21 protein-coding genes are annotated in these 24,638 nt (G+C 51.2%); 5 read left to right on the forward strand and 16 right to left on the reverse strand.

Translation table 11 applies throughout. The annotated features are described in order from the left end of the window. Positions 1–247 precede the first annotated feature (247 nt). The 3 genes from H6G21_RS06535 (at position 248) to H6G21_RS06545 (ending at position 3,829) form a co-directional block, all read left to right on the forward strand. Complete coding sequence (locus H6G21_RS06535; RefSeq protein ID WP_190571753.1) at positions 248–1,879, forward strand: 2-isopropylmalate synthase; 1,632 nt, start codon at positions 248–250, stop codon at positions 1,877–1,879. Between the two features lie 201 nt (positions 1,880–2,080). Next, positions 2,081–2,881: a class I SAM-dependent methyltransferase gene (locus tag H6G21_RS06540; protein ID WP_190571755.1), complete on the forward strand. Its 801-nt coding sequence runs from the start codon at positions 2,081–2,083 to the stop codon at positions 2,879–2,881. A gap of 111 nt (positions 2,882–2,992) precedes the next feature. After that, positions 2,993–3,829, forward strand: a complete 837-nt coding sequence (locus tag H6G21_RS06545) for a carbohydrate ABC transporter permease (protein WP_190571757.1) — start codon at positions 2,993–2,995, stop codon at positions 3,827–3,829. Here the strand turns inward: H6G21_RS06545 and hetR are convergent. The 4 genes from hetR to H6G21_RS06565 form a co-directional block, all read right to left on the reverse strand. Next, on the reverse strand, positions 3,826–4,725 hold the full coding sequence (gene hetR, locus H6G21_RS06550; protein ID WP_190571759.1) for a heterocyst differentiation master regulator HetR: 900 nt from the start codon (positions 4,723–4,725) through the stop codon (positions 3,826–3,828). The two genes, H6G21_RS06545 and hetR, sit on opposite strands and share 4 nt — an antisense overlap. 906 nt (positions 4,726–5,631) lie before the next feature. Next, positions 5,632–5,928: a hypothetical protein gene (locus tag H6G21_RS06555; RefSeq protein WP_190571761.1), complete on the reverse strand. Its 297-nt coding sequence runs from the start codon at positions 5,926–5,928 to the stop codon at positions 5,632–5,634. A gap of 222 nt (positions 5,929–6,150) precedes the next feature. Continuing rightward, positions 6,151–7,944, reverse strand: coding sequence for an FAD-dependent oxidoreductase (locus tag H6G21_RS06560; RefSeq protein WP_190571763.1), 1,794 nt, complete (start codon positions 7,942–7,944; stop codon positions 6,151–6,153). A 97-nt stretch (positions 7,945–8,041) separates the two neighbouring features. Beyond that, positions 8,042–8,719, reverse strand: coding sequence for a GIY-YIG nuclease family protein (locus H6G21_RS06565; protein WP_242041686.1), 678 nt, complete (start codon positions 8,717–8,719; stop codon positions 8,042–8,044). An 87-nt stretch (positions 8,720–8,806) separates the two neighbouring features. On the opposite strand from H6G21_RS06565, the gene H6G21_RS06570 reads away from it, so the two are divergent. Beyond that, positions 8,807–9,022 (forward strand): hypothetical protein, encoded by a 216-nt coding sequence (locus H6G21_RS06570; protein WP_190572034.1) that lies wholly within the window; start codon positions 8,807–8,809, stop codon positions 9,020–9,022. 122 nt (positions 9,023–9,144) lie between these two features. Here the strand turns inward: H6G21_RS06570 and H6G21_RS06575 are convergent, their stop codons facing one another. The 11 genes from H6G21_RS06575 to H6G21_RS06625 all read right to left on the reverse strand — a co-directional run bounded on the left by H6G21_RS06575 (position 9,145) and on the right by H6G21_RS06625 (position 20,022). Further along, positions 9,145–10,092: a F0F1 ATP synthase subunit gamma gene (locus H6G21_RS06575; RefSeq protein ID WP_190571766.1), complete on the reverse strand. Its 948-nt coding sequence runs from the start codon at positions 10,090–10,092 to the stop codon at positions 9,145–9,147. A gap of 75 nt (positions 10,093–10,167) precedes the next feature. Continuing rightward, positions 10,168–11,679, reverse strand: a complete 1,512-nt coding sequence (atpA, locus tag H6G21_RS06580) for a F0F1 ATP synthase subunit alpha (RefSeq protein ID WP_190571767.1) — start codon at positions 11,677–11,679, stop codon at positions 10,168–10,170. Between the two features lie 82 nt (positions 11,680–11,761). After that, on the reverse strand, positions 11,762–12,319 hold the full coding sequence (atpH, locus tag H6G21_RS06585) for an ATP synthase F1 subunit delta (RefSeq protein ID WP_190571769.1): 558 nt from the start codon (positions 12,317–12,319) through the stop codon (positions 11,762–11,764). After that, entirely contained in the window at positions 12,320–12,877 is a 558-nt protein-coding gene (locus H6G21_RS06590) for a F0F1 ATP synthase subunit B (protein ID WP_190571772.1), read from the reverse strand. Between the two features lie 109 nt (positions 12,878–12,986). Further along, positions 12,987–13,409: a F0F1 ATP synthase subunit B' gene (locus H6G21_RS06595; RefSeq protein ID WP_190571774.1), complete on the reverse strand. Its 423-nt coding sequence runs from the start codon at positions 13,407–13,409 to the stop codon at positions 12,987–12,989. Between the two features lie 106 nt (positions 13,410–13,515). Continuing rightward, positions 13,516–13,755, reverse strand: a complete 240-nt coding sequence (gene atpE, locus H6G21_RS06600; protein WP_190571775.1) for an ATP synthase F0 subunit C — start codon at positions 13,753–13,755, stop codon at positions 13,516–13,518. A 159-nt stretch (positions 13,756–13,914) separates the two neighbouring features. After that, positions 13,915–14,670, reverse strand: a complete 756-nt coding sequence (atpB, locus tag H6G21_RS06605; protein ID WP_190571777.1) for a F0F1 ATP synthase subunit A — start codon at positions 14,668–14,670, stop codon at positions 13,915–13,917. A 66-nt stretch (positions 14,671–14,736) separates the two neighbouring features. Further along, the gene (locus H6G21_RS06610; protein WP_199307058.1) at positions 14,737–15,180 is read right to left on the reverse strand and encodes an ATP synthase subunit I; all 444 of its coding nucleotides are present in this window, start codon (positions 15,178–15,180) and stop codon (positions 14,737–14,739) included. Between the two features lie 221 nt (positions 15,181–15,401). Beyond that, complete coding sequence (locus H6G21_RS06615; protein ID WP_199307059.1) at positions 15,402–17,114, reverse strand: aldehyde dehydrogenase family protein; 1,713 nt, start codon at positions 17,112–17,114, stop codon at positions 15,402–15,404. Positions 17,115–17,594: 480 nt separating this feature from the next. Beyond that, a complete protein-coding gene (locus H6G21_RS06620; RefSeq protein WP_190571787.1) occupies positions 17,595–18,902 on the reverse strand; it encodes a cytochrome P450 in 1,308 nt (435 codons plus the stop codon). A gap of 322 nt (positions 18,903–19,224) precedes the next feature. After that, positions 19,225–20,022: a hypothetical protein gene (locus H6G21_RS06625; protein WP_242041687.1), complete on the reverse strand. Its 798-nt coding sequence runs from the start codon at positions 20,020–20,022 to the stop codon at positions 19,225–19,227. A 324-nt stretch (positions 20,023–20,346) separates the two neighbouring features. Between H6G21_RS06625 and H6G21_RS06630 the strand changes: the two genes are divergently transcribed. Further along, positions 20,347–23,673, forward strand: a complete 3,327-nt coding sequence (locus H6G21_RS06630) for an SMC family ATPase (protein ID WP_190571789.1) — start codon at positions 20,347–20,349, stop codon at positions 23,671–23,673. Between the two features lie 222 nt (positions 23,674–23,895). Here H6G21_RS06630 and H6G21_RS06635 read toward each other — a convergent pair whose 3' ends face one another. Continuing rightward, positions 23,896–24,234 carry a P-II family nitrogen regulator gene (locus H6G21_RS06635; RefSeq protein WP_190571791.1) on the reverse strand — a complete coding sequence of 113 codons (339 nt, stop codon included), beginning with the start codon at positions 24,232–24,234 and terminating at the stop codon, positions 23,896–23,898. Between the last annotated feature and the right edge of the window lie 404 nt (positions 24,235–24,638).

The raw sequence follows: 24,638 nt of genomic DNA on the forward strand, positions 1-24,638 counted from the left end.
AAAGTTACAATGTAATTTTGTATTACACTATCAATATCTCGTATTACAATAGAAACAGCCTGCGATCGCAATGACCCATTGCCAGCAGGTTGCTTTTGTATTTGGGGACATCTTCTACCTGTACAAGTTGCTTGGTACAAGTTGCTTGGTACAAGTTTTACTTAGTACAAGTTACTTAGTACGGGTTGCTGTACGAGACCCCCCCAGCCTTGAAGTTCACCATGAAATCTAAACGAGTAGTCGAGCCATGAAATTTTCTCCGAATGTTGACCGCATCATTATTTTCGATACCACTTTGCGGGATGGCGAACAGTCTCCCGGCGCTACGATGAACGTGGACGAAAAACTAGCGATCGCGCGTCAACTGGCTCGACTTGGCGTGGACGTGATTGAAGCGGGATTTGCCTTTGCCAGTCCGGGGGACTTTGAAGCGGTTAACAAAATTGCCCAAGCGATCGGGACCGAAGATGGCCCCGTGATTTGTAGCCTCGCCCGCGCCACCCAAGGGGATATTAAGGCCGCTGCGGAAGCGATCGCCCCGGCTTGTCACCGTCGGATTCACACCTTCATTGCCACCTCCGATATTCACCTGCAATACAAATTGCGCAAAACCCGCCAGGAAGTCTTGGAAATTGCGCCGGAAATGGTGGCCTATGCCAAGTCCTTTGTGGATGATGTGGAATTTTCTCCAGAAGATGCGGGTCGATCGGATCCTGAGTTTCTCTATCCTGTGCTGGAAGCGGTGATCGATGCCGGTGCCACGACGATTAATATTCCCGACACCGTGGGTTATACCACTCCGGCGGAATTTGGGGCGTTGATTAAAGGGATTAAGGAAAACGTCCGCAACATCGATCGGGCGATCATTTCCGTCCACGGTCACAACGACCTCGGCTTAGCCGTCGCGAATTTCCTGGAAGCAGTGAAAAACGGGGCGCGTCAGTTGGAATGCACGATTAACGGCATCGGCGAACGGGCGGGTAATGCCGCCTTGGAAGAACTGGTCATGGCGTTGCATGTGCGGCGGCAGTATTTCAACCCCTTCCTGGGGCGTCCGGTGGATTCCGAAGCCTCCCTAACCAATATCAATACCCGCGAAATCTACAAGACCTCCCGTTTGGTCTCCAATACCACCGGGATGTTTGTGCAGCCGAATAAGGCGATCGTAGGGGCTAATGCCTTTGCCCACGAATCCGGCATCCACCAAGACGGCGTCCTGAAAAACAAGCTGACCTATGAAATCATGGATGCTCAGTTAATCGGTTTGACGGATAACCAAATCGTTCTGGGCAAACACTCTGGCCGCAACGCCTTCCGGACTCGCTTGAGCGAACTGGGGTACGAATTGGCGGATCAAGAGTTGAATAAAGCCTTTGTCCGCTTCAAGGAACTGGCGGATAAGAAGAAAGAAATTACCGATTGGGATCTGGAGTCGATCGTCAATGACGAAACCCAACAGCCCCCGGAAATGTTCCGTCTGGAAATGGTGCAGGTGTCCTGTGGTAGCAATGCCCAACCCACCGCAACGGTGAAAGTCCGTAACCCCGATGGGACGGAACTGATGGATGCAGCGACGGGGACTGGCCCGGTGGACGCGGTGTATAAGGCGATCAATCGGGTCGTGAATGTGCCGAATCAGTTGATTGAGTTCTCAGTGCAATCGGTGACGGCAGGCATTGACGCGATCGGGGAAGTGACCATTCGCCTGAAGTACGAAGATCGCATCTTCTCCGGTCGATCGGCCAATACGGATATCATTGTGGCGTCGGCTCAGGCGTATATGAATGCTCTGAATCGGCTGTACAGTGTCTTGCAAACAGGAGACATGCACAAAACCAATGCCCAACGGGAAGCGGGTCTAGAAGCGGCTAGCGTTTAGTTCCGTGAGTCGGGCTGTGGTGAGAAACGCCTTGATTCTGCCATGCTCTCATTGATCGATCGCCCCTTAGATGATCTCTAGGGGGTATTCTTTTGTTGGGAAGTAGTCCCATCCCGGCATAATAAAGCAAGGTTTTGCCACCCTTGTCCCGTAATCCCTATTTCGCAATCCCCATTTCGCAATCCCCATTTCGCAACCACCATGCAAGACGATCTTCTCCAGCGCGAACAGCAATTCCACGACCAATGGGCTAGCACGATCGATGTGGATGGCATCCGGGTCGCGGACTACTTTGAAGCCTGTACTGCTCCGGAAAATCGCTTTATTCTGAAGCATTTGGGCGACGTGCGCGGGAAGTTACTTCTGGATCTGGGCTGTGGGGCAGGGGAAAACAGCGTTTATTTTGCCAACCTGGGCGCACGCTGTGTCGCGTCAGATTATTCCCCCGGTATGGTGGAAGTGGCGCTGAAGCTAGCTGAGAAGAATGGGGTGCAGGTGGAGGGTCGGGTGATTAATGCCATGGCGATCGACTACCCCGACAATACGTTTGACATTGTCTACGCCGCGAACCTGTTGCACCACATTCCCGATCCCCTACAAACCATTCGGGAAGTCCACCGTGTTCTGAAACCGGGGGGCAAGATGTGTTTTTGGGATCCCCTGAGACACAATCCGGTGATTAATGTCTATCGCAAAATCGCTACGGAAGTGCGAACGGAAGATGAAATGCCATTGCATATCAATATCGTGCGCGAGGTACGTCAACTCTTTTCGACCACAAAGTTTGATACCTTTTGGATCGCGACGCTGTGGATCTTTTTGCAGTTTTACCTGATTGAAAAAGTCAATCCCAACCAAGAGCGCTATTGGAAGAAGATTATCATCGAGCAGGATCGCCTCAAGCCCACCTATAGCTTCTTGGAGCGTCTAGATAGGTTTATTAAGAAGCTACCTTTGATGAAACGGATGGCTTGGAATATTGCTGTTGTGGCTACTAAATAATGGCTGCTCAATCACTCATGAGTAGTTACTAATTTAATAGCTACTAGTTGGCTCCACTTTAATAGCTACTAGTTAGCTCCACAATGTTCTGTTTTTGCTCTGTTATGACCTATGCCGAAACTGCCTTGGAAAACGATCGCAACTTACCTCTTGCTCAGTACGATCGCGCTCTTGATGCTAATTCCCCTGATCTGGTTGATTAGCACTGCGCTTAAATCCCCCACAGAAGATCTGTTCCAATTTCCACCGCAGTTTATCCCCCAACAGCCGACCCTGAGCAACTTCATTAAAGCCTGGAATGTTGATCCTAATACGCCCTTTAGTCGCTATTTTGTCAACAGCATCATTGTCTCGGTCTTAACCGTAGGATTGAACTTACTGTTCTGTTCCCTGGCGGCTTACCCCTTAGCTCGATTAACCTTTAAGGGGCAGAAGGAAATCTTTGCAGCGATCGTCGCCACGATTCTCATTCCATTTCAGATTGTGATGATTCCGCTGTTTGTTCTATCGAATCAACTGCACTTGCAAAATACCTATTTGGGCATTATTTTCCCTTCGATCGCCTCTGCCTTTGGAATTTTTCTATTGCGGCAGGCATTTCAAGGGGTGCCAAAGGAATTGGAGGAAGCGGCTAGAATGGACGGCTGCTCAGAATTGGGCATCTGGTGGAATGTTATGTTGCCCTCGGTGCGGCCCGCCTTAACGACCCTCGCAATTTTTGTCTTCATTGGAGCTTGGGGCGATTTCCTTTGGCCGTTAATCATTACCGATCGACCAGAAATGGCCACTTTACCGTTAGGCGTGGCTAAGTTGAATGGACTCACCGACAGCGATTTCCGCCTCATTGCAGCAGGATCGGTACTCTCGATCGCGCCCATTTTGGCGTTCTTCTTGGTAATGCAGAAATATATCGTACCAACCGATGCAGGTAGTGGCGTCAAAGGCTAGTCTTCTCGAATGCCCAAAGCCATCTGCACAATAAAGGGATTTCCACCGTCTTGATGGTAGCGATCGGCCCACTGGCGGATAATTTCGTCCAGTTCTTCCAACGCTCGATCAACTTTTTCCGGCGGAATATCCAATGCTTCTAACACTCGCATATACCGAGGTTGACGATCGGCCCAACCCTTTAATAACCGGAAGAAACGCGCTGTATCTTCCACCATGACATAGGTTCTTTCTTCCTCGTCATCGGGGGAATAGGACGCGCGGGTCAGTGCATAGAAAGGCATTCCCCAAGGAGACTCAATGCGGGTCACAGTACCGGAATAGAGTAAACGCCGCTTGATATGTTCTGCCAAGGCTTCACTCAAGGGCATCCGCTGTTCCCGAGGGAGTTCTTCCTGCGATCGGGAATGAAGATATTCGATTAATTCTAAAAACTGAAAGGAGTTGATCAGTTGCGCATCCGGCAAATGGGGCGGTAATTTTTGCTCTAGATGTTTCTTCTCATCGGAGGTCAGACTGCTGGACGAAATCCGCGATCGACCGGGCTGCCAAGGAAAGTTCTCCATCCAGACGTAGGGCAACTGGATCAGGTAGCGAGGTTCCTGGGAACCCAGCATTTTTAGAAGCTTGCCTTCTGTCAAGGCTTGACCGACTTCCTCTACGATCGCTTTAACTCGCTTTGGCTCAATATGATGCAAATGCCCCGTCATCCGGAGATTGCCATCTTGTTCCAAGTAAGTCATGTAGATCGCACATTTGGCCGCTGTTGCCGCAGCATCCAAAAATGCCCCGTGACGATGGCCGCCGGTTCGCATCGCACTGAATGCTAGGTACAGCATGATCTGATCCATCGCACTTGGACTAAGTAGTTTGATCAGATCGAGGTCTTTAGTCATAGGTCAGCATCTACAACGTAACAGATTTATCAGGTGAACCAATCGAGTCAAAGCGTCCATCCATCATCCTGGACAGATAATGGACAAACTATAACACCGATCTTGTAATCCGTAGAATTACAACAAGTCTCAACTTATACTAGCAACTGTTTGGGGATCCCATCGCTGATTTTGATGGGGACTTTATACCGCTGCTATCAGGGTATCCACTTAGCATACCCATTCATGTCCGGTTCATAACATTTTCTAGATTGATTGCTTAAAAACCGGGATCTGAACTGGGTAAAGTGAGTGCTCGATCGGTCTGGATGAAAGCGTAGTGCCCCCTGATTGGAAAGTACATCGCCCCTGATGGTTCTTGGCGGCCACTGGTTTGCCGCCTACGATTCGCCTACGAGTCACCTACTAATGTAGGTAACCCATTGTAGCCAACCCGTTATAACCAACCCGTTATAGCTAACCTGTAACAGCCAACCTGTAACAGCTAATCCGTTAATAAACTACTTGATCAAACAACTATATCCATTGCCTCCGGTCAAGCAACCTGAGATCAAAAAGCCAAGAAATTCAGGGCTGTTAATCATAAAACTTGTGCGAAATCGTCAAACTCGTTGCATGACAGGATTGAGGGCAACGATCGCGATCGATAATAAGGAAAACTCTAATTCGCTGACGGATGTAATTGACCGACGGATGCAATTTGTTCAGTTGTTCTCAATGCAAAAACTTGTTGCAGCCTGAGCCTGAAAACCTGGGTGCCGAGAGATGTCTAGAACGCTTTTCTAGAACGCTATTCGGTTGCGGTTATTGTTGAGAAGTCACCTAGGTCAACGGGCAATCCTAATAAATAGGCGACAAAGTGGCGACAAAGTAATGAGGCAACTTTGTGATTAGGCGACAAGGTGACTAGGCGACTTCCACTCGACCGCTTCCACGATGGGCGATTTCTACCCGACCACTGCCGCGATAACCGGGAGCTTCAATGCGTCCACTGCCACGATGGGCAATTTCTACCCGACCACTGCCCCGATAACTGGGAGGGTCAACACGACCACTACCCCGATGGGCGACTTCTACCCGACCGCTCCCACGATAACCGGGAGCTTCGATGCGTCCACTGCCACGATAGGCGACGTTTTCTACCCGACCGCTTCCACGATAGGCAAGAATGTTGTTAGAATCTGAGATCTCTACAGCAGTCATTGTCCCGGTCAGCACAGTTGCAGTGATTAGAAGGACACCGGTTAGTCCGAGCAAGAATTGAGAGCGCATAAGCTTGGTCTATCTTGGTATGTATCTAATCACTCATACAAAGTCTCCGTAGACAGATCAGGAAAAGATTGTAGAAATGATGAATAATTTCTGCTTCGATCGTCCTTGAGATTTAGTTTATATTTTTATTTTTGCAGAGAAGTGTCTCTAAAGTTACATTGCTGGTTCGATCTCTCGTACCCGAATCCATTGCCCAGCAAGGTTTTTGTTGCCCCAGACTTGCAGGGATTGGCCTGAGACCCATTGAGTCAAGAGAATGTTAACTTCCGGGAGCAGTGTGACGAGTTGATAATCGTGATCTCCGACTTGTAGATGGTAGGTGTGGGCTCCGCTCTGCGTGAAAATACCGACCCAGGACTCACATTTGCCACGATCGAGGGGTAAGGGCTTGGCCGGGGCATAGCCGTTATTGGGATAGGCGTCAGGATGATCGAGATAATAGGTTTGCCAGGTCAGCCAATCGGGATGCTGTAGCGGGACATTAAAGAGGGGGATGACAGCGGCAGGGGCTTGGGTGTCGGTTAGTAGAGCGTTTTGTAACGTCCGGATGGGTAGGTGTCTCGGTGCACAATCCAGTTCTACGCACAATGCGGCGGCCATGCCTGCGGCTTGTCCAATGCCGAGTACTAAAGGTTGCAGGCGAGTGGCTCCGTTAGCCATGTGGGTCACGGAAATATTTTTTTCGCAGGCGAGAAAACCGTCGATCGATCGGGGAACTAAGGCCCCGTAGGGAATGGTGAAGGGGGTACCTGTCCAGCGTCCACCCCATTGGATGGATTTGGGCTGGAGGGGGATATCACCGCTGGGATAGTGATGGTCATTGGCGTAGTTGCCGAACGCGATGGCGGTACAGAGACTATCTACATTGGCGCAGCCTTCGGCACAGACTTGCATTGGTAAAGCGGCAACTTGGCCGCGGGCGATCGGTAAGATATCCTGCTCGCATACCGTTACGATCCCTTGGAGCCGCCGACTTTCCCGAAAATAGGGGTGGAGGGCAAAGGCAGAATTTGTGATTGGCAGGGTTGAGAACGATCGCCCTTGGGGGAACATGCCTTCTGCTAACCCATAGCGTTGACCTAAGGTTTGCTGAATAAAGTAGGCAAAGGCCCAACTATGCTCGTAGGCTGCTTGGAAAAAGGCTTGGCGATCGCTCGCACTGCCTAGAAGCCGCTCCAACCCTTCCCCGTAGTCATTGCCGTGAATCGGCCAATTCATCATGAAGCGATTTCCCGGCAGGCGACCGTAGTTCAAAAACTTTTCGCCGCCGTACTGGTCCCACGCTTGGTCAAAGGGGGCTGGATTGTAGTTGGGCGGGATGGGAATCACTGGAGCGACTTGGTTTTCTCCATAGTCCTGCATCACCACGACCCAGGTGGGGGCTTGTACTGGATAGCGCTGCATCCAATCGGCCATTTCTGCGGGGGCACTGGGTTCCTGGAATTCCGCTTGCAGTTCCCAGCCCCAGCGATGGGGAATGGTGCCCAAGGAGAGTAAGTCGCCTAATTCCGTACCGTCGATCGTGATTTGTGCGGTGATTTGATAGTCCTGAAATTGCACGCCAGTAATGCGATCGTCGGTTCGCAGTACCGCGATCGGAGTTTGTCCGGTAATCCAAGTTAAGTTGGGCAGTGCCTTAACCCAATCGGCAAAAATGGCTGCCCCGATGCGGGGCTCGTAGGTGAAAAAACTAACCCAGGCATGATCCAAGCCTTCCGGTTGCCGTGTGTGCAATTCCCGCAGAAATTGTCCCCAAATTCCGGTTTGCCAAGCCTGTAACTCGTTGCCATCGGGGGCAGTGACGCCTGCACTGGTCAGCATTCCCCCCAACCACTCAAATTCGCTGACCAGGATCACCTGGGCTCCCCGACGGGCGGCTTGAATGGCGGCAGCGGTTCCCCCCGTTCCTCCACCGACCACGAGAATTTGAGTCTGCAATGTTTTCATAGGTAATGCTATGTGCGATTTATGAATGCTCGACAGATTAACTATGCTCGACTTAACTATGCTCGACTTAACTATGCTCGACTTAACTATGCTCGACTTAGCTATGCTCGACAAAGGGCGTTCCCCAAAAAGTCCAGTTTTCTTTGTTGAAGGGCGATCGCCATTTGTAGATTAACGTAGACTCCATCTTCTGGCGCGATCGGGTGTCCTGGGGGGCATCCTGCCAAAAGGCGATGCCTAATTGGGTGGGTAAATTATTGTTGTAATGGGATTGCTGATAGTGAAGTAAATAGCGTTTGCAATCATGTTCACCTTTCCAACGCTGGTTAGATTTCACGGTTTCACCAACGTACAACAGAATTGGCAACGTGTAGTCAAAGACAAAATATAATGCTGAAACCCCTGCATCCTCTGCTTTCCAACGCCAGAATTGGGTATTTTGTTGGGGCAGTTTGAAGGGATTCAGGCCATCGGGATCGATCGTTGGAACGGATTCTACGGATTCTGTGGGTAAGCCGAAATCAAAGAGACTGCCTTGGGCGATCGCGGGTGCAATTTCGACGGATTGTTGATGATCCAGAATGCGCTGTTTCCAAGCCGTTAATGTGGCTGTATCCATTTCGAGGGACTGCGATCGCTGGGTTCCGTAGGTGCCTGCCAATTCCTTCGCGGAGAACAGGGAGGGTTGCTCGATCTGCGGTGTGGGAGGCTGGGAAAAAGCGGGATGCGGTGAAGCTGTATTGTTTGCATTTTGCGAAGTGCGGTACTTAGGCATCGATCGCGTTCCTCCCTGTCAGCGCAATGAATCGCAGTCAGGATAGCATAGAGAGAACCCCTTGCCCATGACTTTGCTATCCCTGAAATGACTGATTTACTGCCTGATTTATTTGTAGGTATTCTGAATCATCCCGGTTGGATTGTTGCGATCGCCGGAATTTTGCATCTTATGATCGGAACCGTTGCTGCTGCGATCGCGGTACAGCGGGGCAAGTCTTGGAAACAGTGGCTCGTGATTGGTTGGATTGGCGGAACACCCGCGTTGATCGCAGCCTTGCGCTTGCCCAAGTTGGCCGATTAAGCTGATCAACCAGCTGAAAAAAAGTTGAAAAAAGGACTCAACAGTTTTGTTGAGTCCTCACTAGATAATTAAATGTTCGATCGCAGAGCGGAGTTGAATAAAATCAACACCGTTTACGACAGTTAGTTCAGAGCGCTGGCTCCAGCGACCACTTCCAACAATTCTTGGGTAATGGCGGCTTGACGGGCTTTGTTGTAGGACAGCGTTAAGGTGCCAATCAGGCTCTTCGCGTTGTCGCTAGCGTTATTCATGGCCGTCATCCGAGCTGCCAACTCACTAGCAGCCGCTTCTTGCAGCGCGCGCAGCAGTTGGTTGTTCAAATACAACGGCAACAAAGCATCCAGAATTTGCACCGGATCTTGCTCGAAGATCATATCCTGAGGCAAGCTTTGCAAAGGTGTTGTCACCTTTTGTCGCTCCACTTGGAAATCTCCACCGCGCACGGTGAGACGGAAAATTTCGTCATCCTGCACTTCTAACCCTTGGGCATCCAAAGGTAGCAGGGTTTGCACCACGGGACGGGAGCTGATCAACGACACAAACTTGGTGTAAATCAACTCAACCCGATCGACATTTTCCGACAGGAACGACGACAGGATGGCATCCGCAATCTCAGCGGCTTCCTTAGCCGTAGGGATTTGCTCCAAGCCAGTGTAGTTCGCATCGATCGTGTAATCGCGGCGTTGGAAGTATTGCGTGGCTTTCCGACCCACCACAAACATGCGGACAGAAATTCCCTGCTCTTGCAGCTCCTTGGCCCGCTGCTCGGCCCGTTTGATTACGTTGGCGTTGTAACCCCCGCAAAGACCGCGATCGCCGGAAATGACCAGCAGACCGACGGACTTGATCTGGCGCTTTTTCAACAACGGCAAATTCGCTTCTTCAAACTTCAAGCGGCTTTGCAGACCGTGCAATACCTGTGCCAAGCGATCGGCAAAGGGACGGGTAGCAGTCACTTGCTCTTGGGCGCGACGAACCTTGGCCGCTGCCACCAAGCGCATAGCTTCCGTAATTTTTTTGGTGTTTTTAACCGACTGAATCCGGTCACGAATGGCTTTTAGGTTTGGCATCTTTTTGTTCCTCTAATCGGGTGAACGATCGCTCACCCGACATAAACCTCACTGATTTGACTTAAGTAACTTAACTTAAGCGGCGAAGTTCTTCTTGAACTCAGCGATGCCTTCCTTCAGCAGAGCTTCAGCTTCATCATCCAGGACTTTGTTGCCTTGAACGATTTCCACGTAGCGGGGCTTGCTGGTCTTCAGGTACTCGCGCAGACCCTTGTTGAAGTCCACCACTTTCTCAGCTGCCAAGTCATCCAAATAGCCGTTAATCCCAGCGTAGATGATGGCTACTTGTTCGTTCAACAGCAGCGGGCTGAACTGGGGCTGCTTGAGGATTTCCCGAAGGCGCTTACCACGGGCCAATTGGTTTTGGGTGGCTTTATCCAAGTCAGATGCGAACTGCGCGAAGGCTTCCAATTCTGCGAACTGAGCCAGCTCCAGCTTCACCTTACCCGCGACCTTTTTCATGGCCTTGGTTTGAGCGGCGGAACCCACCCGGGATACCGAGATCCCTGCGTTCACCGCCGGACGTAGACCGGAGTTGAACAGGTCAGTGGAGAGGAAGATTTGACCGTCGGTAATGGAAATGACGTTGGTGGGAATGTACGCAGACACGTCACCGGCTTGGGTTTCCACGATCGGCAGAGCCGTCATGCTACCGCCACCCAGCGCATCGCTGAGTTTTGCAGCCCGCTCCAGCAAACGGCTGTGGAGGTAGAACACATCCCCAGGATAGGCTTCACGACCGGGCGGACGACGCAGCAGCAGGGACATTTGACGGTAAGCCTGGGCTTGCTTGGACAGGTCATCGTAGACCACCAAGGTTGCTTTGCCCTTGTACATGAAGTACTCAGCCAGAGCTGCACCAGTGTAGGGTGCGAGGAATTGCAGGGACGCAGGATCGTTGGCGTTAGCAGCAACCACGATCGTGTATTCCAGCGCACCGCGCTCTTGCAGCACTTGCACCACGTTCGCAACGGTGGAAGCCTTTTGACCGACGGCTACGTAAACGCAGACCACATCTTCACCCTTTTGGTTCAGGATGGTGTCCACGGCCACGGAGGTTTTTCCGGTTTGACGGTCACCGATGATCAGTTCCCGCTGACCCCGACCGATGGGAATCATGGAGTCGATCGCGGTAATCCCGGTTTGCATGGGCTCACACACGGATTTCCGGGCGATGATGCCAGGAGCCATGGACTCGATCAAGCGGGTTTCGGTGGTTGCGATGTCGCCTTTACCGTCGATCGGACGAGCCAAGGAATCAACCACACGGCCAATCATGGCGTCACCCACGGGAATTTGGGCGATTCTGCCGGTGGCGGTTACGGTGGAACCTTCTTGGATGGTGCGACCATCACTCATCAACACCACACCGACGTTATCTTCTTCCAAGTTGAAGGAGATACCGACAGAGCCATCTTCAAACTCTAGGAGTTCTCCGGCCATTGCCTGATCCAAACCGTAAACGCGGGCGATACCATCACCCACTTGCAGCACGGTACCGACGTTGGAAACTTTTACGTCTTGGTTGTACTGCTCGATCTGTTGGCGAATAATGCTACTAATTTCGTCAGGTCTAATCGCTGCCATGGGATTGCTCTCTTTACAACGTTACGGATGAGGGAAGACTTACAAGAAAAGCATTGCGGTGATCAATGCAGCTTTGGTTCAACTAATTCGCACCGGCTAAGCGGTAGGAAATTCGGCGCAGTTGTCCCCGTAGGCTTGCATCAATGACTTGGGAACCGACTTTGATGATGACGCCACCAATGAGGCTGCTATCAACGCTGGTTTCCATATCGACCTGGCGAGCACCGGTCATCGCGATGACCCGATCGCGAATCGCTTGCTTTTGGCCGTCATTCAGTTCCACCGCCGAGGTGACTTCTGCTAATACGGCTTGGTTCAACTTACGAACCAATGCCTGAAATTCCTTGCAGATGCCCGCTAAAAAGACAATGCGACGCCGATCGATCAGCACTTGCAGGAAGTTCTGCGTAAAGGGGTTGATCTTGCCGCCAAATAGGCTAGCAATGACACCCTTCTTGGCATCATCTTTGATAAAGGGGTTTTCAAAGAATTGAGCCAATTCGTCCGAAGTTCCGATGGTTTCTAAAATCAGGTTGATATCGTTGCTGAAGTCACCAACCAAATTATTCGATTGACCCAGGGATAGCAGAGCTTGGGCGTAGGGTTCGTACACATCAGAAGTCAGCAGACCACCTTTCATTTACTGACCTCCTAGGAGTGCAATACTGCGATCGACCAACCGTTGTTGGGCATCGTCGTTTAACCGACCGGGCAACTGAGATTCTGCCTGCTGCATCGCCAACTCAGCAATGCGAACCCGCAATTCGTTCAGAATGCGAGCTTGCTCAGCACTGAGGTTGGATGCGGCTTCTTGCTTCATACGAGCCACTTCTTCGGCTGCGTTGGCCAAAATGGCTTCCCGCGCCCGTTGGGCATCGCCTTCTGCCTTGGCCACAATTGCCACCGCTTCTGCTTGGGCATTCTTGAGCTTTTCCTGTTCCGCAGCCAGTAACTTCGCAGTTTCCGCACGACGCCGTTCTGCTTCGGAAAGGGCTTGTTCGATCGCCGATGAGCGTTCGCCCAGGGTTTTGCTTAAGAAACCACGACCAAAGTAAACCAATATACCGATCACAATGGCGAGGTTGACTAAATTGGCTTCAATAATATCGAAATTGAAACCAAAGCCTCCCTCAGCCGCTTCCGCCATTTCTGAGGCTATCAAAGAAGCCCCACTGGCGAGTTGTAAAAAAATATCCATGACACCAACTCACAACTGCGCCGAAAACATTATGGTAGGGACTAGATAAAACGTTCTAAAAGCCAGAATCAAGAGCGTTTTCTGAATTTCAGAATCGGTGAATCTGTCACTACACTCCAACTAAAAGCTTGTTTAGAATCTCTTGGCTCAGGGCATCGACTTGCTGTTCCAGCGCTGCCATGGCAGTTGCTTTCTCAGCATCTAGCGCCTTCGTGGCTTGTTCTCGTTGGGCGATCGCTTCAGCCTGGGCAGCCGCAATTTGATCATCCGCAATCTTTTGTGCTTCAGCTTGAGCCTTCGCAATGATTGCCTGATACTGACGACGGCTATCTGCCAACTCCTTCTCGTATTGTTGAGTAATGGCGTTGACCTTCTCTAACCCTTCCTTTGCGCCTGTTTGACTGCTGCGGATCAGCTCCGCACGGTCTTCAACTACCTTGGTTAAGGGTTTGAAGAAGATGGCGTTCAGGATCACCATCAGGAGAATAAATTGAACTGCCATCAGCGGCAGTGTCGCATCAAAATCAAACATGATTGATTGGCTCGTGGGCTAGGACTGCAAGACATGGGCAATGGGTCACGGGCTTAATCAGGAAAACTCCCTCGACCATGACCCACCCCACAACCAAACTCAAACCTTATCTGAAGGGGTTTGCGAACAGCAGTACGAGCGCAATCACCAGACCGTAGATGGTCAGGGACTCCATGAACGCCAGAGTCAGCAGCAGGGTACCGCGAATTTTGCCTTCAGCTTCAGGCTGACGAGCAATCCCTTCAACGGCGCTACCAGACGCATTACCTTGACCAATACCAGGGCCGATCGCAGCCAAACCGATTGCCAGAGCCGCAGCTAGAACGGAAGCGGAAGAAACATCCATGGTGACTTTACCTTTAACGTAAACAAACGACAATTTCAAGTCAAATGAACGTGAACAGTATCACGCGCCGCGATACAGCGTATCACGTTAAGGGGATCGACATATCAATCCGGGGTTCAACGCTTGATTAAATCAAATTCAATCAAGGATAAACAGGTTTTAAGCATGCTCTTCATGCTCATCGCCATGCCCTTCCAGTGCTTCATGAATGTAAGCACCGGCCAGGGTTGCAAATACCAACGCTTGGATGGCACTGGTAAATAATCCCAGTAGCATCACCGGCAGTGGTACAAACAACGGCACCAGAAGCACCAGCACACCCACAACGAGTTCATCCGCCAAGATGTTTCCAAATAGACGGAAGCTCAGGGAGAGGGGTTTGGTAAAGTCTTCTAAGATTGCGATGGGGAGCAGGACGGGGGTTGGTTGCACGTACTTCCCAAAGTAGCCCAAGCCTTTTTTCTTGAAGCCAGCATAGAAGTAGGCGATCGAAACCAGTAATGCCAAAGCAACTGTGGTGTTGATGTCGTTCGTGGGGGCAGCCAGTTCACCTTCCGGCAACTTAATCAGCTTCCAGGGCACGAGCGCACCCGACCAGTTGGCGACAAAAATGAACAGGAAGAGGGTTCCAATGAATGGCACCCAAGGCCGATATTCTTTTTCGCCCAACTGGTTGCGAGCTAAATCACGCACAAACTCCAGTGCATACTCCATCAGGTTTTGAGCCCCTTTGGGCACCTTTTGGATATTCCGAGTCGCCAGCAACGAGGCAATGATCAACAATGCCGCGACGAACCAAGTCGTCAAGAAAACCTGCCCGTGAACCTCGAGATTGCCGATATGCCAATAAAAATGCTGACCCACCTCCAAGCTGGCGAGGGGCGCAATATTGAGCGTGTCTAAGAAATTAAGCATCTCAGTTCAAGCGGCTTTTCCCAAAGGTTGTGGGATGGATGATCCCAAATCGTGACCAATCATTCATTACGAGTTCGCAGAACGATCGGGAACGAGGAGAATTCGTAGGGTGTAAATAATCAGAGTTGCTTTATAGGTGAGGAATCCTAAAAAGATGGGCAGGATACTGAGTTGCTTCAGTTGTGTAGCGAGAATCATCACGCCCACGAAAACCGCAATTTGCGATTTTCCTACCGCACTTGCTCCTTGACCCAGCTTCTCGACATTTTTACCCAGCAACCTCAGATAAATGACACCCGTGAATGCGCCCATCAAATAATTCAGAGCTACATTCAAGTCATAAAAAAACCACACCGCTGGAAAGATGAGTCCCATCAGAACAATCGTTGTGACGATCAATTCACGCTGTAGAGCGTAGTACTCGTCCATAGATTGCGAAGAAGAACCTTCTTCAACCTCTACGGGGGGCTGTTCGATCGCATCAACACTGGCTTGAGGGATATCCTCCATAGCAAAAATGGTTAAACTGAAGTTTTCGACAATCTGCCAGGAAATTCAGCTCGAATGCAGTATTCAAAGCGCTTCCGTGGCAAAACTAAACCACTGGAGATCATATCACGAGGGGGTAACAATACTTAAAAATCGGAAAGCGAGGATTTGATTGAGGGGCTGGAACGGGCCAAAAAAGGGGCTTCAAAGGGCCTGTCAGGCTGGGGTGGTGGGATGCTTGCCTAGCCTTGCAATCCTGCGATCGCGACTTGCAGAAAACGCAACCAACTGGGTGCGACCATGAGCTTGAGGTAGGCTTGGGCAGTTTGTTTGAGATTGCGGTGATCGACAAACCAGGTGGGCAAGGTGAGGGGGCGGAACGGGAGGGAGAGGACTGATTTTTGGGGATGGTCGAATAGGTAAGTATTGTGGACAAAGCCTTGACCGGATTGGATGTGGTGCAGGGGGTTGCCAGGAAATGCACCCCAAGCCAACCCTGCAAACATAAAGGCTGCCCCCGCCCAGGCATTGACGCCAATGACGCCGTAGCGCAGGTGGGCGATCGCTGCGTCCAATTCTGCTCGGTATTGCCGCTGGGTGGGTGGGGCGATCAAGAGGATGCAGCCTAAGTTGCCTGCGACGGTGTGGTTAACAAAGTCTACGGCGGCTGGGAGGAATTCATCGGCGGTTTGGGCCGCGATCGTGACTTCGGCCAAGACCCCACAAAAGGCTTCCTGGGTCAGGGCGTATTCTCCCGCTTGGGCGGGGACATTAGGCAAGAGGGTCCAGGGCAGGTGATCGGTAGGGGTTTCCGGTACGGCTGGATCCTTTAATGGGAGATGATCGGGGTATTGGGTACAAAAAGCTTGGTGGCGTTCCTGGGCACCGGGGTAGTAGGCTTTGCGGGTGGGAGTTTGGGCGAGGGTTTGATGGAGGAGGGTTAAAAACTCTTCCCGTTGGGGCCAATCTTGTGCAAGGACAAGGACTTTGCCTGCGACACAATCGAAGCTGCCGTTATGGGCGACCATGCTGGCAATATGTCTGGCTTGAAATTGCAGATCCGATCGCGACCATTGACCGGGGACGACCAAAATGGGAGTGACGCCGCCGAGTTCTGAGGCAATCGGTTTGTTGAGTTGCGGGGTGCCTGTGTTTTTTTGCTGCTGGGGATTCTTGCCCCAAACAATATTGTCGTGGGTGGCTTCGGCTCCGGTGATGTGAATGGTGTCGATCTCGGGGTGTTGGCAGAGGTAGGCTCCGGTGTCTGCACCGCCGTAGACAATCGCGAGGAAGCCGTCTTGAATCAGGGGGGCAAAGGTCTGTTCCAGGAATGGCCCGATGTAGGCATTGACTGGATTCATTTTGAGTAGGACAGTTTGGTCTTCGGTGAAGAGTTGGTGAATGGTATCGAGGGGGGCGATGCAGGAGAGATTACCTGCGCCCAGGACTAGGCACAGTTGGCCAAGGCTAGGTTTGTGGCGATAGATTTTGCCTTGGGTGGTGGGACGATCGGGGTCTAGCCAAACTTCGCCACGCTGCCCCAGAAAGAGCAAACAATCCATCAGGTTTTCGGGGAAGACTTGGGCGATCGCTTGGCTTTGGAATTGCCGCAGGGGTGCGGTGCGGGGTTTGCCAGCTTGCCAGGTTTGTAGGGTGGTGATGAGCGATCGTAGTCCCATGGCGGTGGCGACGGGGCCAGCAATCCATTCTTCTCCAGCAATGGCGGCGTCAGGGTCGAGTCCTTTGGCTTGGCAGGAGGCGTTGGCCCAGGCGGGGGCGATGCGATCGAGGTTGACTAGGCATTGTTCTAAATATTGAATGCGTTGTGCGATCGAGACTTGTAACCAGTTGTGTTTGTGCTGGGTGAGGTGGGCCAGGGTGCGATCGAGGTCGGCGGAGGTAGGGGCTTGAGGCAGGGGGGTGGGAGACGGGGCTTCCATCGGTAAAACAGTCATGGCGCTTAAGGGGGTATCCCAACTTTACGTGAACGTTCAGGATTACGCCAAATTGGTCGTCTTGGTTTTATGGGAGCTGCGTAAGGCGTAAAAATCTGCAATTGACGAAAAGTTTACATTTATTGATCCGATACGGTTGACTTTGAATGGGGTTTGTTCGCAGCAGAATTTTTCACTTTGGATCCATAAGTAAGTTATATTTCCAGTCCTTTTCCCACAGTAAACGGGAGTTGGATCGAGATTGGGATGATATTCACTAACAATGAGAATCTCAATTGCGGGAAAGGTTTTAGAAATCGAGCCAGCAATTGGTTAAACATGAGCGGCAACACTTACGGATTTACCTAACCGGACATCAAGATTTCGCTTAGGAGCCGAAATGGTAGCTCCACTTCAGCCAACATCTACTAGAGCTTGGTCTACTAGAGCTTGAGGAAAAATCGTAGCATTATATTTCTCCAATTTTGACCTGCCGATCGACTAGCTTTTGTGCATCGATCGCCGTTGGAAGGTGACTCGACAGCCGTCTTTCGGGCGACAGACGGGAATAATCATGGGGTCTAGGTTTTGGTGAGGTAACAGTTGCCACTCGTAATCCCGTAGCAAATGGGCCAGGACTAACTTCATTTCCATTTTTGCAAAGGCTAGCCCTAAACAAATGCGTGACCCACCACCAAACCCCACCAGGCCAAAAGGTTTCGGTTTATCCTCTAGCCAACGATCGGGGTTGAACCGCTCCGGTTCAGGATATAACTCCGGAAGTTGGTGGGTGTAGGCGATCGAATACTGCACCAGCCAACCCGCAGGCACATGGTAACCGTTAAAGTCAAACCCTTGAACCACTCCCCGAAAGCCGCCACCGACCGGGGGATGACACCGTTCAATTTCCAGCAAAAAGCGATCGAGGGCAGGCATTTGCTGCAAGGCTTCCAGGGTTAACGGAGCCTTTCCCAACGCCTCTTGTTCTGTACGCAGGGTTTGCAGAATTTCTGGATGGCGACCCAATTCCAAAACAGACCAAGTCAGCATTGCCGTTGTTGTTTCATGCCCAGCAAACAGCATGAGAATGGCGTGGTTACAAATTTCTTCTTGGCTGAGACGATCGCCGGTTTCGTCGGTTGCTTGTAGGAGTAGACTGAGGGCGTCATTGGTGGGATTTTTGCGCCGTTGGTTCACGACCTGATTGACATAGGTGAGGATTTTTCGCCGTGCCGCTAAGCCTCGGTTGAGTTTGGTGCCTGGGAGGTTGATGAAGGAGAAAAAGCCATCGGAAAGCTGGGTAAATAAGGTACTTAGGCGTTGATTATCCGATCCAGTTTCTACGCCCAGGAAGATGTTACTGGCGACTTCAAAGGTGAATCGTTTAAATTCCGGGAACCATTGGAGTTGCTGTTGTTGTTCCCATCGGTACAGGTATTGCTGCACGATCGCTTCCATCGTTTCCAAATACCGGGCTAGGGCTGCACCGTAGAAGGCCGGCATAAGTAATTTGCGGTTACGTCGATGTTCTGCCCCATCCTGGAGAAACAGCGATCGACCCAGTAATAGGCGAAAAGGCTGGGGCCAACCATCCCCCCAGGTCAGATGATCCATACCAGAGGAAAGGATAAATTCCAAGGCTGTCGGCCCCACCATGAAGGCAGCGGGCTTGCCAGCAAATCGTGTACTAAAAATGGGGCCATATTCAGCATAGCGATCGGCAATGTAGTTGGGATTCCTAGCAAATTCTAGGGTTTCGCCAATGATGGGTAATCCTTTTCTGCCGGGGGGAAGGGGGAAGGGCGTCATCTTTGAATCTACAGGGTGGAATCTGGGCGATCGGGGCAATGAGTTTAAGTTTACGAACAAAAAAGCTTTCCGCACAGCCATCCGCATCGATCGCTCAGAAATTTTGCCCAGAAAAAACCTCTCCCAGTTGGGAGAGGTTTCACCATGAGAAGACCAACCATGACACAAGGAAGAGAACCGGAAGGGTCAGTCATAGTCGAACAAGACCTTGTCGCGCAAAACCTTGTCGCCCCAGACTATCCCCTACAAACTGACACCCAAAACACGAACCAAGACCCCTTCAACTCACCTCAAATTGGACTGAGATGAATCATCGATGGCCCTAATAGCGATTAAACGCCAGGGGAGAATTTAACCGCAGATCCAAATCGCTGTCGGAATTAATCACGACCACTTCGGTTTTCTTGGGTTTACCCAGCAACAATCCACCCAGGGCACCCCCTGCCGTTCCAATGAGAATCTTGCCCAGCGTGATTTTCCGGTTGCCCGTTACGCCAGAAATAATCGTTGCGGCCCCAGTCCCGATCGCGGCTCCTGTCAAAATCGAAGCGGTTTGATTGCCTTTTTCGATCGTTTCTTTACGAGTCACGATATTCGAAGTCGCATCGAGGGGCATCCGCAGTCCATCTTTGCTGCCATCCTTTAGGACAAGCGTCTTGGCAATGAATCGCGAGCCTTTTTCGTTATCGCTGGTCGTGGCAGGGCGCAGTTCCCCTTCCACCTTGCTGCCCGCCGGAATCAGCAGGGTGCCATTACTGGCGCGAATATTGCTGGGAACCGTCAAATCAATTTTTTGAGTTTCATCCGGAGTCACTACAATTTTTTCTGCCTTGTCGTAGGTCACCGGAATCACCGTCCCCACCGGAATTCGCAATGTCCGCGAAAACAGCACGGGCTGATTGTAGGTTTGGGCAACCCGAACTGGGGTGGATTGGGCTTGGACACCCAAGGTAGCGATCGGAGCCAAGTTGACGATCGGAGTCCCCAAGGCAATGATCAAGGCCGTTCCGGCCTGCCAACGCTTGAAGCTAGAGGGTGCGCTAGGGGACTGACTGGTCTGTTCGGAAGCCTGATCTAAAACCTGATCTGAAGCCTGACCTAATGTGTGTGAGCTAACCATAATCTAGAGTATCCGTGGAGGAGTGGTTCTTAAGCAGTTTGACGCAGGCGTTCCCAGAAGGTTCCTGACTTCTGCCAGCGAGGATTCCCCCTTACCTTCTCGCACTGAACTTGATCGCCCGATCGGAAACAAGACCCCAACGATCGCCAGAGAAGCCTCAAACGATCGAGCCACGATCGGGAAATTTGCCTCAACCCCTTACGGATCGTGCCTTTGGCGATCTACACTGTAAATTGCGTTCGTATGTATTGACGTGCATCTGTATTGGTGAATGTTTGTATTAGTGGACGCGGGATAGAGATCGATATTCCTTAGGCGAGTAGCATGATTCCCTTGCAACTCAAATTGAATAACTTTTTGAGTTATCGGGAAGCCACCTTGGACTTTCGTGGGCTGCACACGGCCTGCATTTCCGGTGCCAACGGTGCGGGCAAATCCTCGTTATTGGAAGCGATTTCCTGGGCCATTTGGGGCGAAAGTCGTGCCGCAGTGGAAGACGATATCATTCATTTTGGCGAAAGTGAAACCCGCGTTGAATTCCTGTTTTGCATCCATAACCACCTCTATCGCGTAATTCGTAGCCGCCATCGGGGTCAGGGCATGATTTTGGAGTTTCAAATTGCCTTGGATCCGTTAACCCATGAATTTCCCCAACGGTTTCGGCCCCTGACGGAAAAGGGCTTGCGGGCGACACAACAATTTATTTTGGAACACGTAAAGCTAGACTACGACACATTTATTAATTCAGCTTACCTGCGCCAAGGGCGAGCCGATGAATTCATGCTGAAGCGCCCCAGCGATCGTAAACAAATTCTGGCTGACCTGCTGAAACTGCAACAGTACGACGAACTGGCTGAAAAGGCCAAGGAGCAAGCTCGGCAATTCAAAGCGGAAGTGGATGCCCTAGAACGCCAGCAAACGTCGATCGACCAGCAACTCAGCCAATTGCAAAATCTGGAAACTCAGCAGGCTGAACTGGAACAGCACCTCTCCACGCTACAAGAGCAACAAATTCGCGATCGAAAAACCTTGCAAACCTTACAAACCCAGCAGCACCAGCGGGAAATTTGGCAACAGCAACTGCAATGGCATCGACAGCAATACCAGCAACATCAGCAGGATTGCCAACGGCTACAAAAGGAATATCAACAGGCAGAAGAGAGTTATCAAGCGATCGTTGCACTCTTGCAAGCGGAGGAAGCGATCTATGCCGCCTATTTGCACAGCCAAGAACTCCAAGCCCAGGAAGAATTCCTAGCCAATCGCTTCCAGCTTTACCAAGACTTGCAAACACGCAAACAACAATATCTCAATCAACATCAGCAACGGCTTAATGAACTGCAACAACAGCAGCAGCAATTGTGGGCCCAAACGGAGACCTTGCGCGACCAGATGGAAGAGAACCAGCACATTCTCAGTCACATCCCCGACGTAGAAGCGGGGTTGGCCAATCTGCAAAGCGCTCGTCAACAGTTGGAACAATTCGATAGTATTCAACTGCAAGTCGCACCCCTCTTACAACGCAAACAGCAACTCCAACGATCGATTGACCAAGCCACTGCCCGCGTTACGGCTCGCTTAGAAGAACTCCGCACCACTGCAAAACAGATGGAGCAACAACAATCGCAACAACCACAGTTACAGCAGGCGGTGGTGGAAGTCTGCGATCGGATTGATGAATTGGATAAACTGCGGAAATATCAAGAACGGGTACGGGAAAAGGGGTTGGAGCGGCGCAACTTCATGGAACGATTACAGGCTCACCAACGGGATTACGAAGCGCAACTGGCGGAGGTTGATCAAATCCTTCGCTTGCTCAAACATCGCAGCGAAGATGCCCACCTCACCACAGAGTTACAAGCCGCGCTGCTCCGACACCATGATGAAGCGATGGACATGATCGTTGAGTTGGCCGACGACAATCCCGCATCCCTAACGCGCGATCGGGCTCCGGTGACCGTCCAAGAAGCCACGGGGAATTACACATCCGACAATTACGCATCCGGCAATTACACATCCAGTAATCACGCATCCAGTAATCACGCATCCAGCAATTACACATCCGGCAATTCTGACCTAGACTCGACGGTGACGAATCCTACGGCGAATCTGGCAGACTTTCCCCCCTGTCCCCTGTGCGATCGGCCTTTGGATGAACACCACTGGGAATTGGTAGTGCAAAAACATTTGGCTAAACAACAGGAGATTCTGGAGCAAATTTGGGTGATTCGGGAACAACTGGCAGTATCTGAACGGGAAATCCAAGTGCTGCGTCAGGAATATCGCGATATCGAAAAACGATTGGAGCAGTACGGTTCGGTGTTAGAACGGCGGGGGCAGTTGCAGGAGCAGCTTCAGGTCAATGAATCCAGTCGCCAGAGCCTCGATCAACTACTGCACGAAGTGCAGCACCTGGAGCACCAACTGTTGAGTGGGGAATTTGCCCCCGATCTGCAAGAGGAATTGCGGCTATTGGATCACACCCTGGACAACCTGAACTACGACGATCGCAACCATGCCATTGCCCGAGGACTGGTCGATCGCTGGCGCTGGGCCGAAATTAAGCAGGCCGAAATTAAGCAAGCTCAACGGCGACAAACCCAGATTGAGCACCGGCTGCCGGAATTGCAAGCCCAGCAGGATGACTGTACGGCTCAAATCGCCCAACTGGAAACCACCCTGGCAGCGGGGCTGGCTCAGTACGACCAACACCTTGCCGACCTCGGCTACAGCCTAGAGCAGCACAACGCCCTCAGAGCCGCCCTCAAACAGGTGCAAGCCAGCCAATTGCGCTACCAAGAACTCCAGCAGGCCCAACAGCAATATCCCCACCTGCGGCAACGCCTAGAAGACCTCGCAGAGTCTTTACAAACCAAGCTAGTCAGTCTGGAAAGTGTGGGCCAGCAGTGCCAATATCTCGAAAAATGCTTAGCCGCTGCCCCGGAACCCACCGCCCAGATTCAGCAGCTAGAGCAAAAGTTGCAACGGGAGCGGCAAACCTTGGATGCAACCCTTTCACGACTGGGGCAATTACAACAACAACAGCAACAGCGATCGTATCTGCTACAAGACCAAGTAACGCTACAACGATCGCTACAAACGACCCGCCAGCAATATCGTATTTATCAGGAACTAGTACAGGCCTTTGGCAAAAATGGCATTCAAGCCCTGATGATTGAAAATGTTTTACCGCAGTTGGAAACCCTGGCCAATCAAATTTTGACGCGGTTGACGAATAATCAATTACATGTGCAATTTGTCACCCAAAAACGCAATGCGAAAGGCAAACTCCCCAATGCAAAACTCGCGGAAACCCTAGATATTGTCATTGCCGATGCCAAAGGAACCCGGCCCTACGAAACCTATTCCGGAGGGGAAGCTTTTCGGATTAACTTTGCCATTCGGTTGGCGTTGGCTCGGTTGTTATCACAGCGATCGGGGACTGCGCTGCAAATGCTCATTGTGGACGAAGGCTTTGGCACCCAGGATCAGGAAGGCTGCGATCGACTGATTGCGGCGATTAACGCGATCGCGCCAGATTTTGCCTGCATCCTCACGGTGACCCATATGCCCTATTTCCGAGATGCCTTCCAATCCCGCATCGAGGTTCACAAAACTGAAACGGGCTCTCAACTCGCGTTCTTTATGTAAGCGAGAGGCTATCTGAAGGGCGAGGTTTACTACAAGCTAGCCAATTGCAGGGGAAGCATCCGATTGGCTGCCAACACCCAGAAGAATCTTTTTAGAAAGAAAACCCTACGGAATCACTTAAAAAACGATTCCGTAGGATTTCAACCATTCAAAATCAGTGACTTCCGATTGTTTTCCATTCCGCAGGAACGCCCGAAGGAATACCCGAAGGAATGAAGCAATCTAGATAGCCTCTACGTTTTTCTCGCCAGTCCGAATCCGTACAATTTGATCCACAGGGCTGATGAAGATTTTTCCATCTCCAATTTCGCCAGTGCGGGCAGCGGCAATGATTTTATCCACTACCATGTCAACTTGTGCGTCTTCAATAACGATTTCAATCTTCAGCTTCTGCAAAAACTCAACGGTATATTCAGAGCCACGGTAGCGCTCCGTTTGGCCCTTCTGGCGACCAAAACCCCGCACTTCAGAAACGGTCATGCCGACGATTCCAGCATTGACGAGGGCAATTTTAACTTCATCCAGCTTAAATGGGCGGATGATTGCTTCAACCTTTTTCAAGGTTCCACACTCCTTGTCGATCTTTTATGTGATTGCTATGTAGATAGCAAAACCTATTGCTATCACTGCTAAACCATAAACTTTGTAGCGGATGTTACCCCACTGTAGCTTGATGGTATCAGATTCGTTGGGATCTCGAACTTTCCTGAGAAGTTATGTAATCATCCCAACCCACCTTGAGCTTACAGTAATTTATCGCCTTAGCCCGTTATGATGCTCTCCAACGCCTAACAGATCCCCTACAGGAAGGATTTCCCCAAACACCCACTTCCAGCACGCTGGGAAGCGTATTGGGAGCCCCTTGAGAGCCCCTGGGAAGACCCTCGGGGAATCATCTCCTTGGGAGAAGCCTTTGGAAGCCCCCTTGAAAGCACCCCCTTGGGCCACCTCGGCAATGCTATTTG

The sequence above is a fragment of the Alkalinema sp. FACHB-956 genome (genome assembly GCF_014697025.1).
Lineage (GTDB): Bacteria > Cyanobacteriota > Cyanobacteriia > Leptolyngbyales > Leptolyngbyaceae > Alkalinema.

Excerpts from the sequence above, each read along its gene's own strand:
- H6G21_RS06535 (WP_190571753.1), top strand. The coding sequence starts at position 248 with ATGAAATTTTCTCCGAATGTTGACCGCATCATTATTTTCGATACCACT.
- H6G21_RS06540 (WP_190571755.1), top strand. The coding sequence starts at position 2,081 with ATGCAAGACGATCTTCTCCAGCGCGAACAGCAATTCCACGACCAATGG.
- H6G21_RS06545 (WP_190571757.1), top strand. The coding sequence starts at position 2,993 with ATGCCGAAACTGCCTTGGAAAACGATCGCAACTTACCTCTTGCTCAGT.
- hetR (WP_190571759.1), bottom strand. The coding sequence starts at position 4,725 with ATGACTAAAGACCTCGATCTGATCAAACTACTTAGTCCAAGTGCGATG.
- H6G21_RS06555 (WP_190571761.1), bottom strand. The coding sequence starts at position 5,928 with ATGACTGCTGTAGAGATCTCAGATTCTAACAACATTCTTGCCTATCGT.
- H6G21_RS06560 (WP_190571763.1), bottom strand. The coding sequence starts at position 7,944 with ATGAAAACATTGCAGACTCAAATTCTCGTGGTCGGTGGAGGAACGGGG.
- H6G21_RS06565 (WP_242041686.1), bottom strand. The coding sequence starts at position 8,719 with ATGCCTAAGTACCGCACTTCGCAAAATGCAAACAATACAGCTTCACCG.
- H6G21_RS06570 (WP_190572034.1), top strand. The coding sequence starts at position 8,807 with ATGACTGATTTACTGCCTGATTTATTTGTAGGTATTCTGAATCATCCC.
- H6G21_RS06575 (WP_190571766.1), bottom strand. The coding sequence starts at position 10,092 with ATGCCAAACCTAAAAGCCATTCGTGACCGGATTCAGTCGGTTAAAAAC.
- atpA (WP_190571767.1), bottom strand. The coding sequence starts at position 11,679 with ATGGCAGCGATTAGACCTGACGAAATTAGTAGCATTATTCGCCAACAG.
- atpH (WP_190571769.1), bottom strand. The coding sequence starts at position 12,319 with ATGAAAGGTGGTCTGCTGACTTCTGATGTGTACGAACCCTACGCCCAA.
- H6G21_RS06590 (WP_190571772.1), bottom strand. The coding sequence starts at position 12,877 with ATGGATATTTTTTTACAACTCGCCAGTGGGGCTTCTTTGATAGCCTCA.
- H6G21_RS06595 (WP_190571774.1), bottom strand. The coding sequence starts at position 13,409 with ATGTTTGATTTTGATGCGACACTGCCGCTGATGGCAGTTCAATTTATT.
- atpE (WP_190571775.1), bottom strand. The coding sequence starts at position 13,755 with ATGGATGTTTCTTCCGCTTCCGTTCTAGCTGCGGCTCTGGCAATCGGT.
- atpB (WP_190571777.1), bottom strand. The coding sequence starts at position 14,670 with ATGCTTAATTTCTTAGACACGCTCAATATTGCGCCCCTCGCCAGCTTG.
- H6G21_RS06610 (WP_199307058.1), bottom strand. The coding sequence starts at position 15,180 with ATGGAGGATATCCCTCAAGCCAGTGTTGATGCGATCGAACAGCCCCCC.
- H6G21_RS06615 (WP_199307059.1), bottom strand. The coding sequence starts at position 17,114 with ATGACTGTTTTACCGATGGAAGCCCCGTCTCCCACCCCCCTGCCTCAA.
- H6G21_RS06620 (WP_190571787.1), bottom strand. The coding sequence starts at position 18,902 with ATGACGCCCTTCCCCCTTCCCCCCGGCAGAAAAGGATTACCCATCATT.
- H6G21_RS06625 (WP_242041687.1), bottom strand. The coding sequence starts at position 20,022 with ATGGTTAGCTCACACACATTAGGTCAGGCTTCAGATCAGGTTTTAGAT.
- H6G21_RS06630 (WP_190571789.1), top strand. The coding sequence starts at position 20,347 with ATGATTCCCTTGCAACTCAAATTGAATAACTTTTTGAGTTATCGGGAA.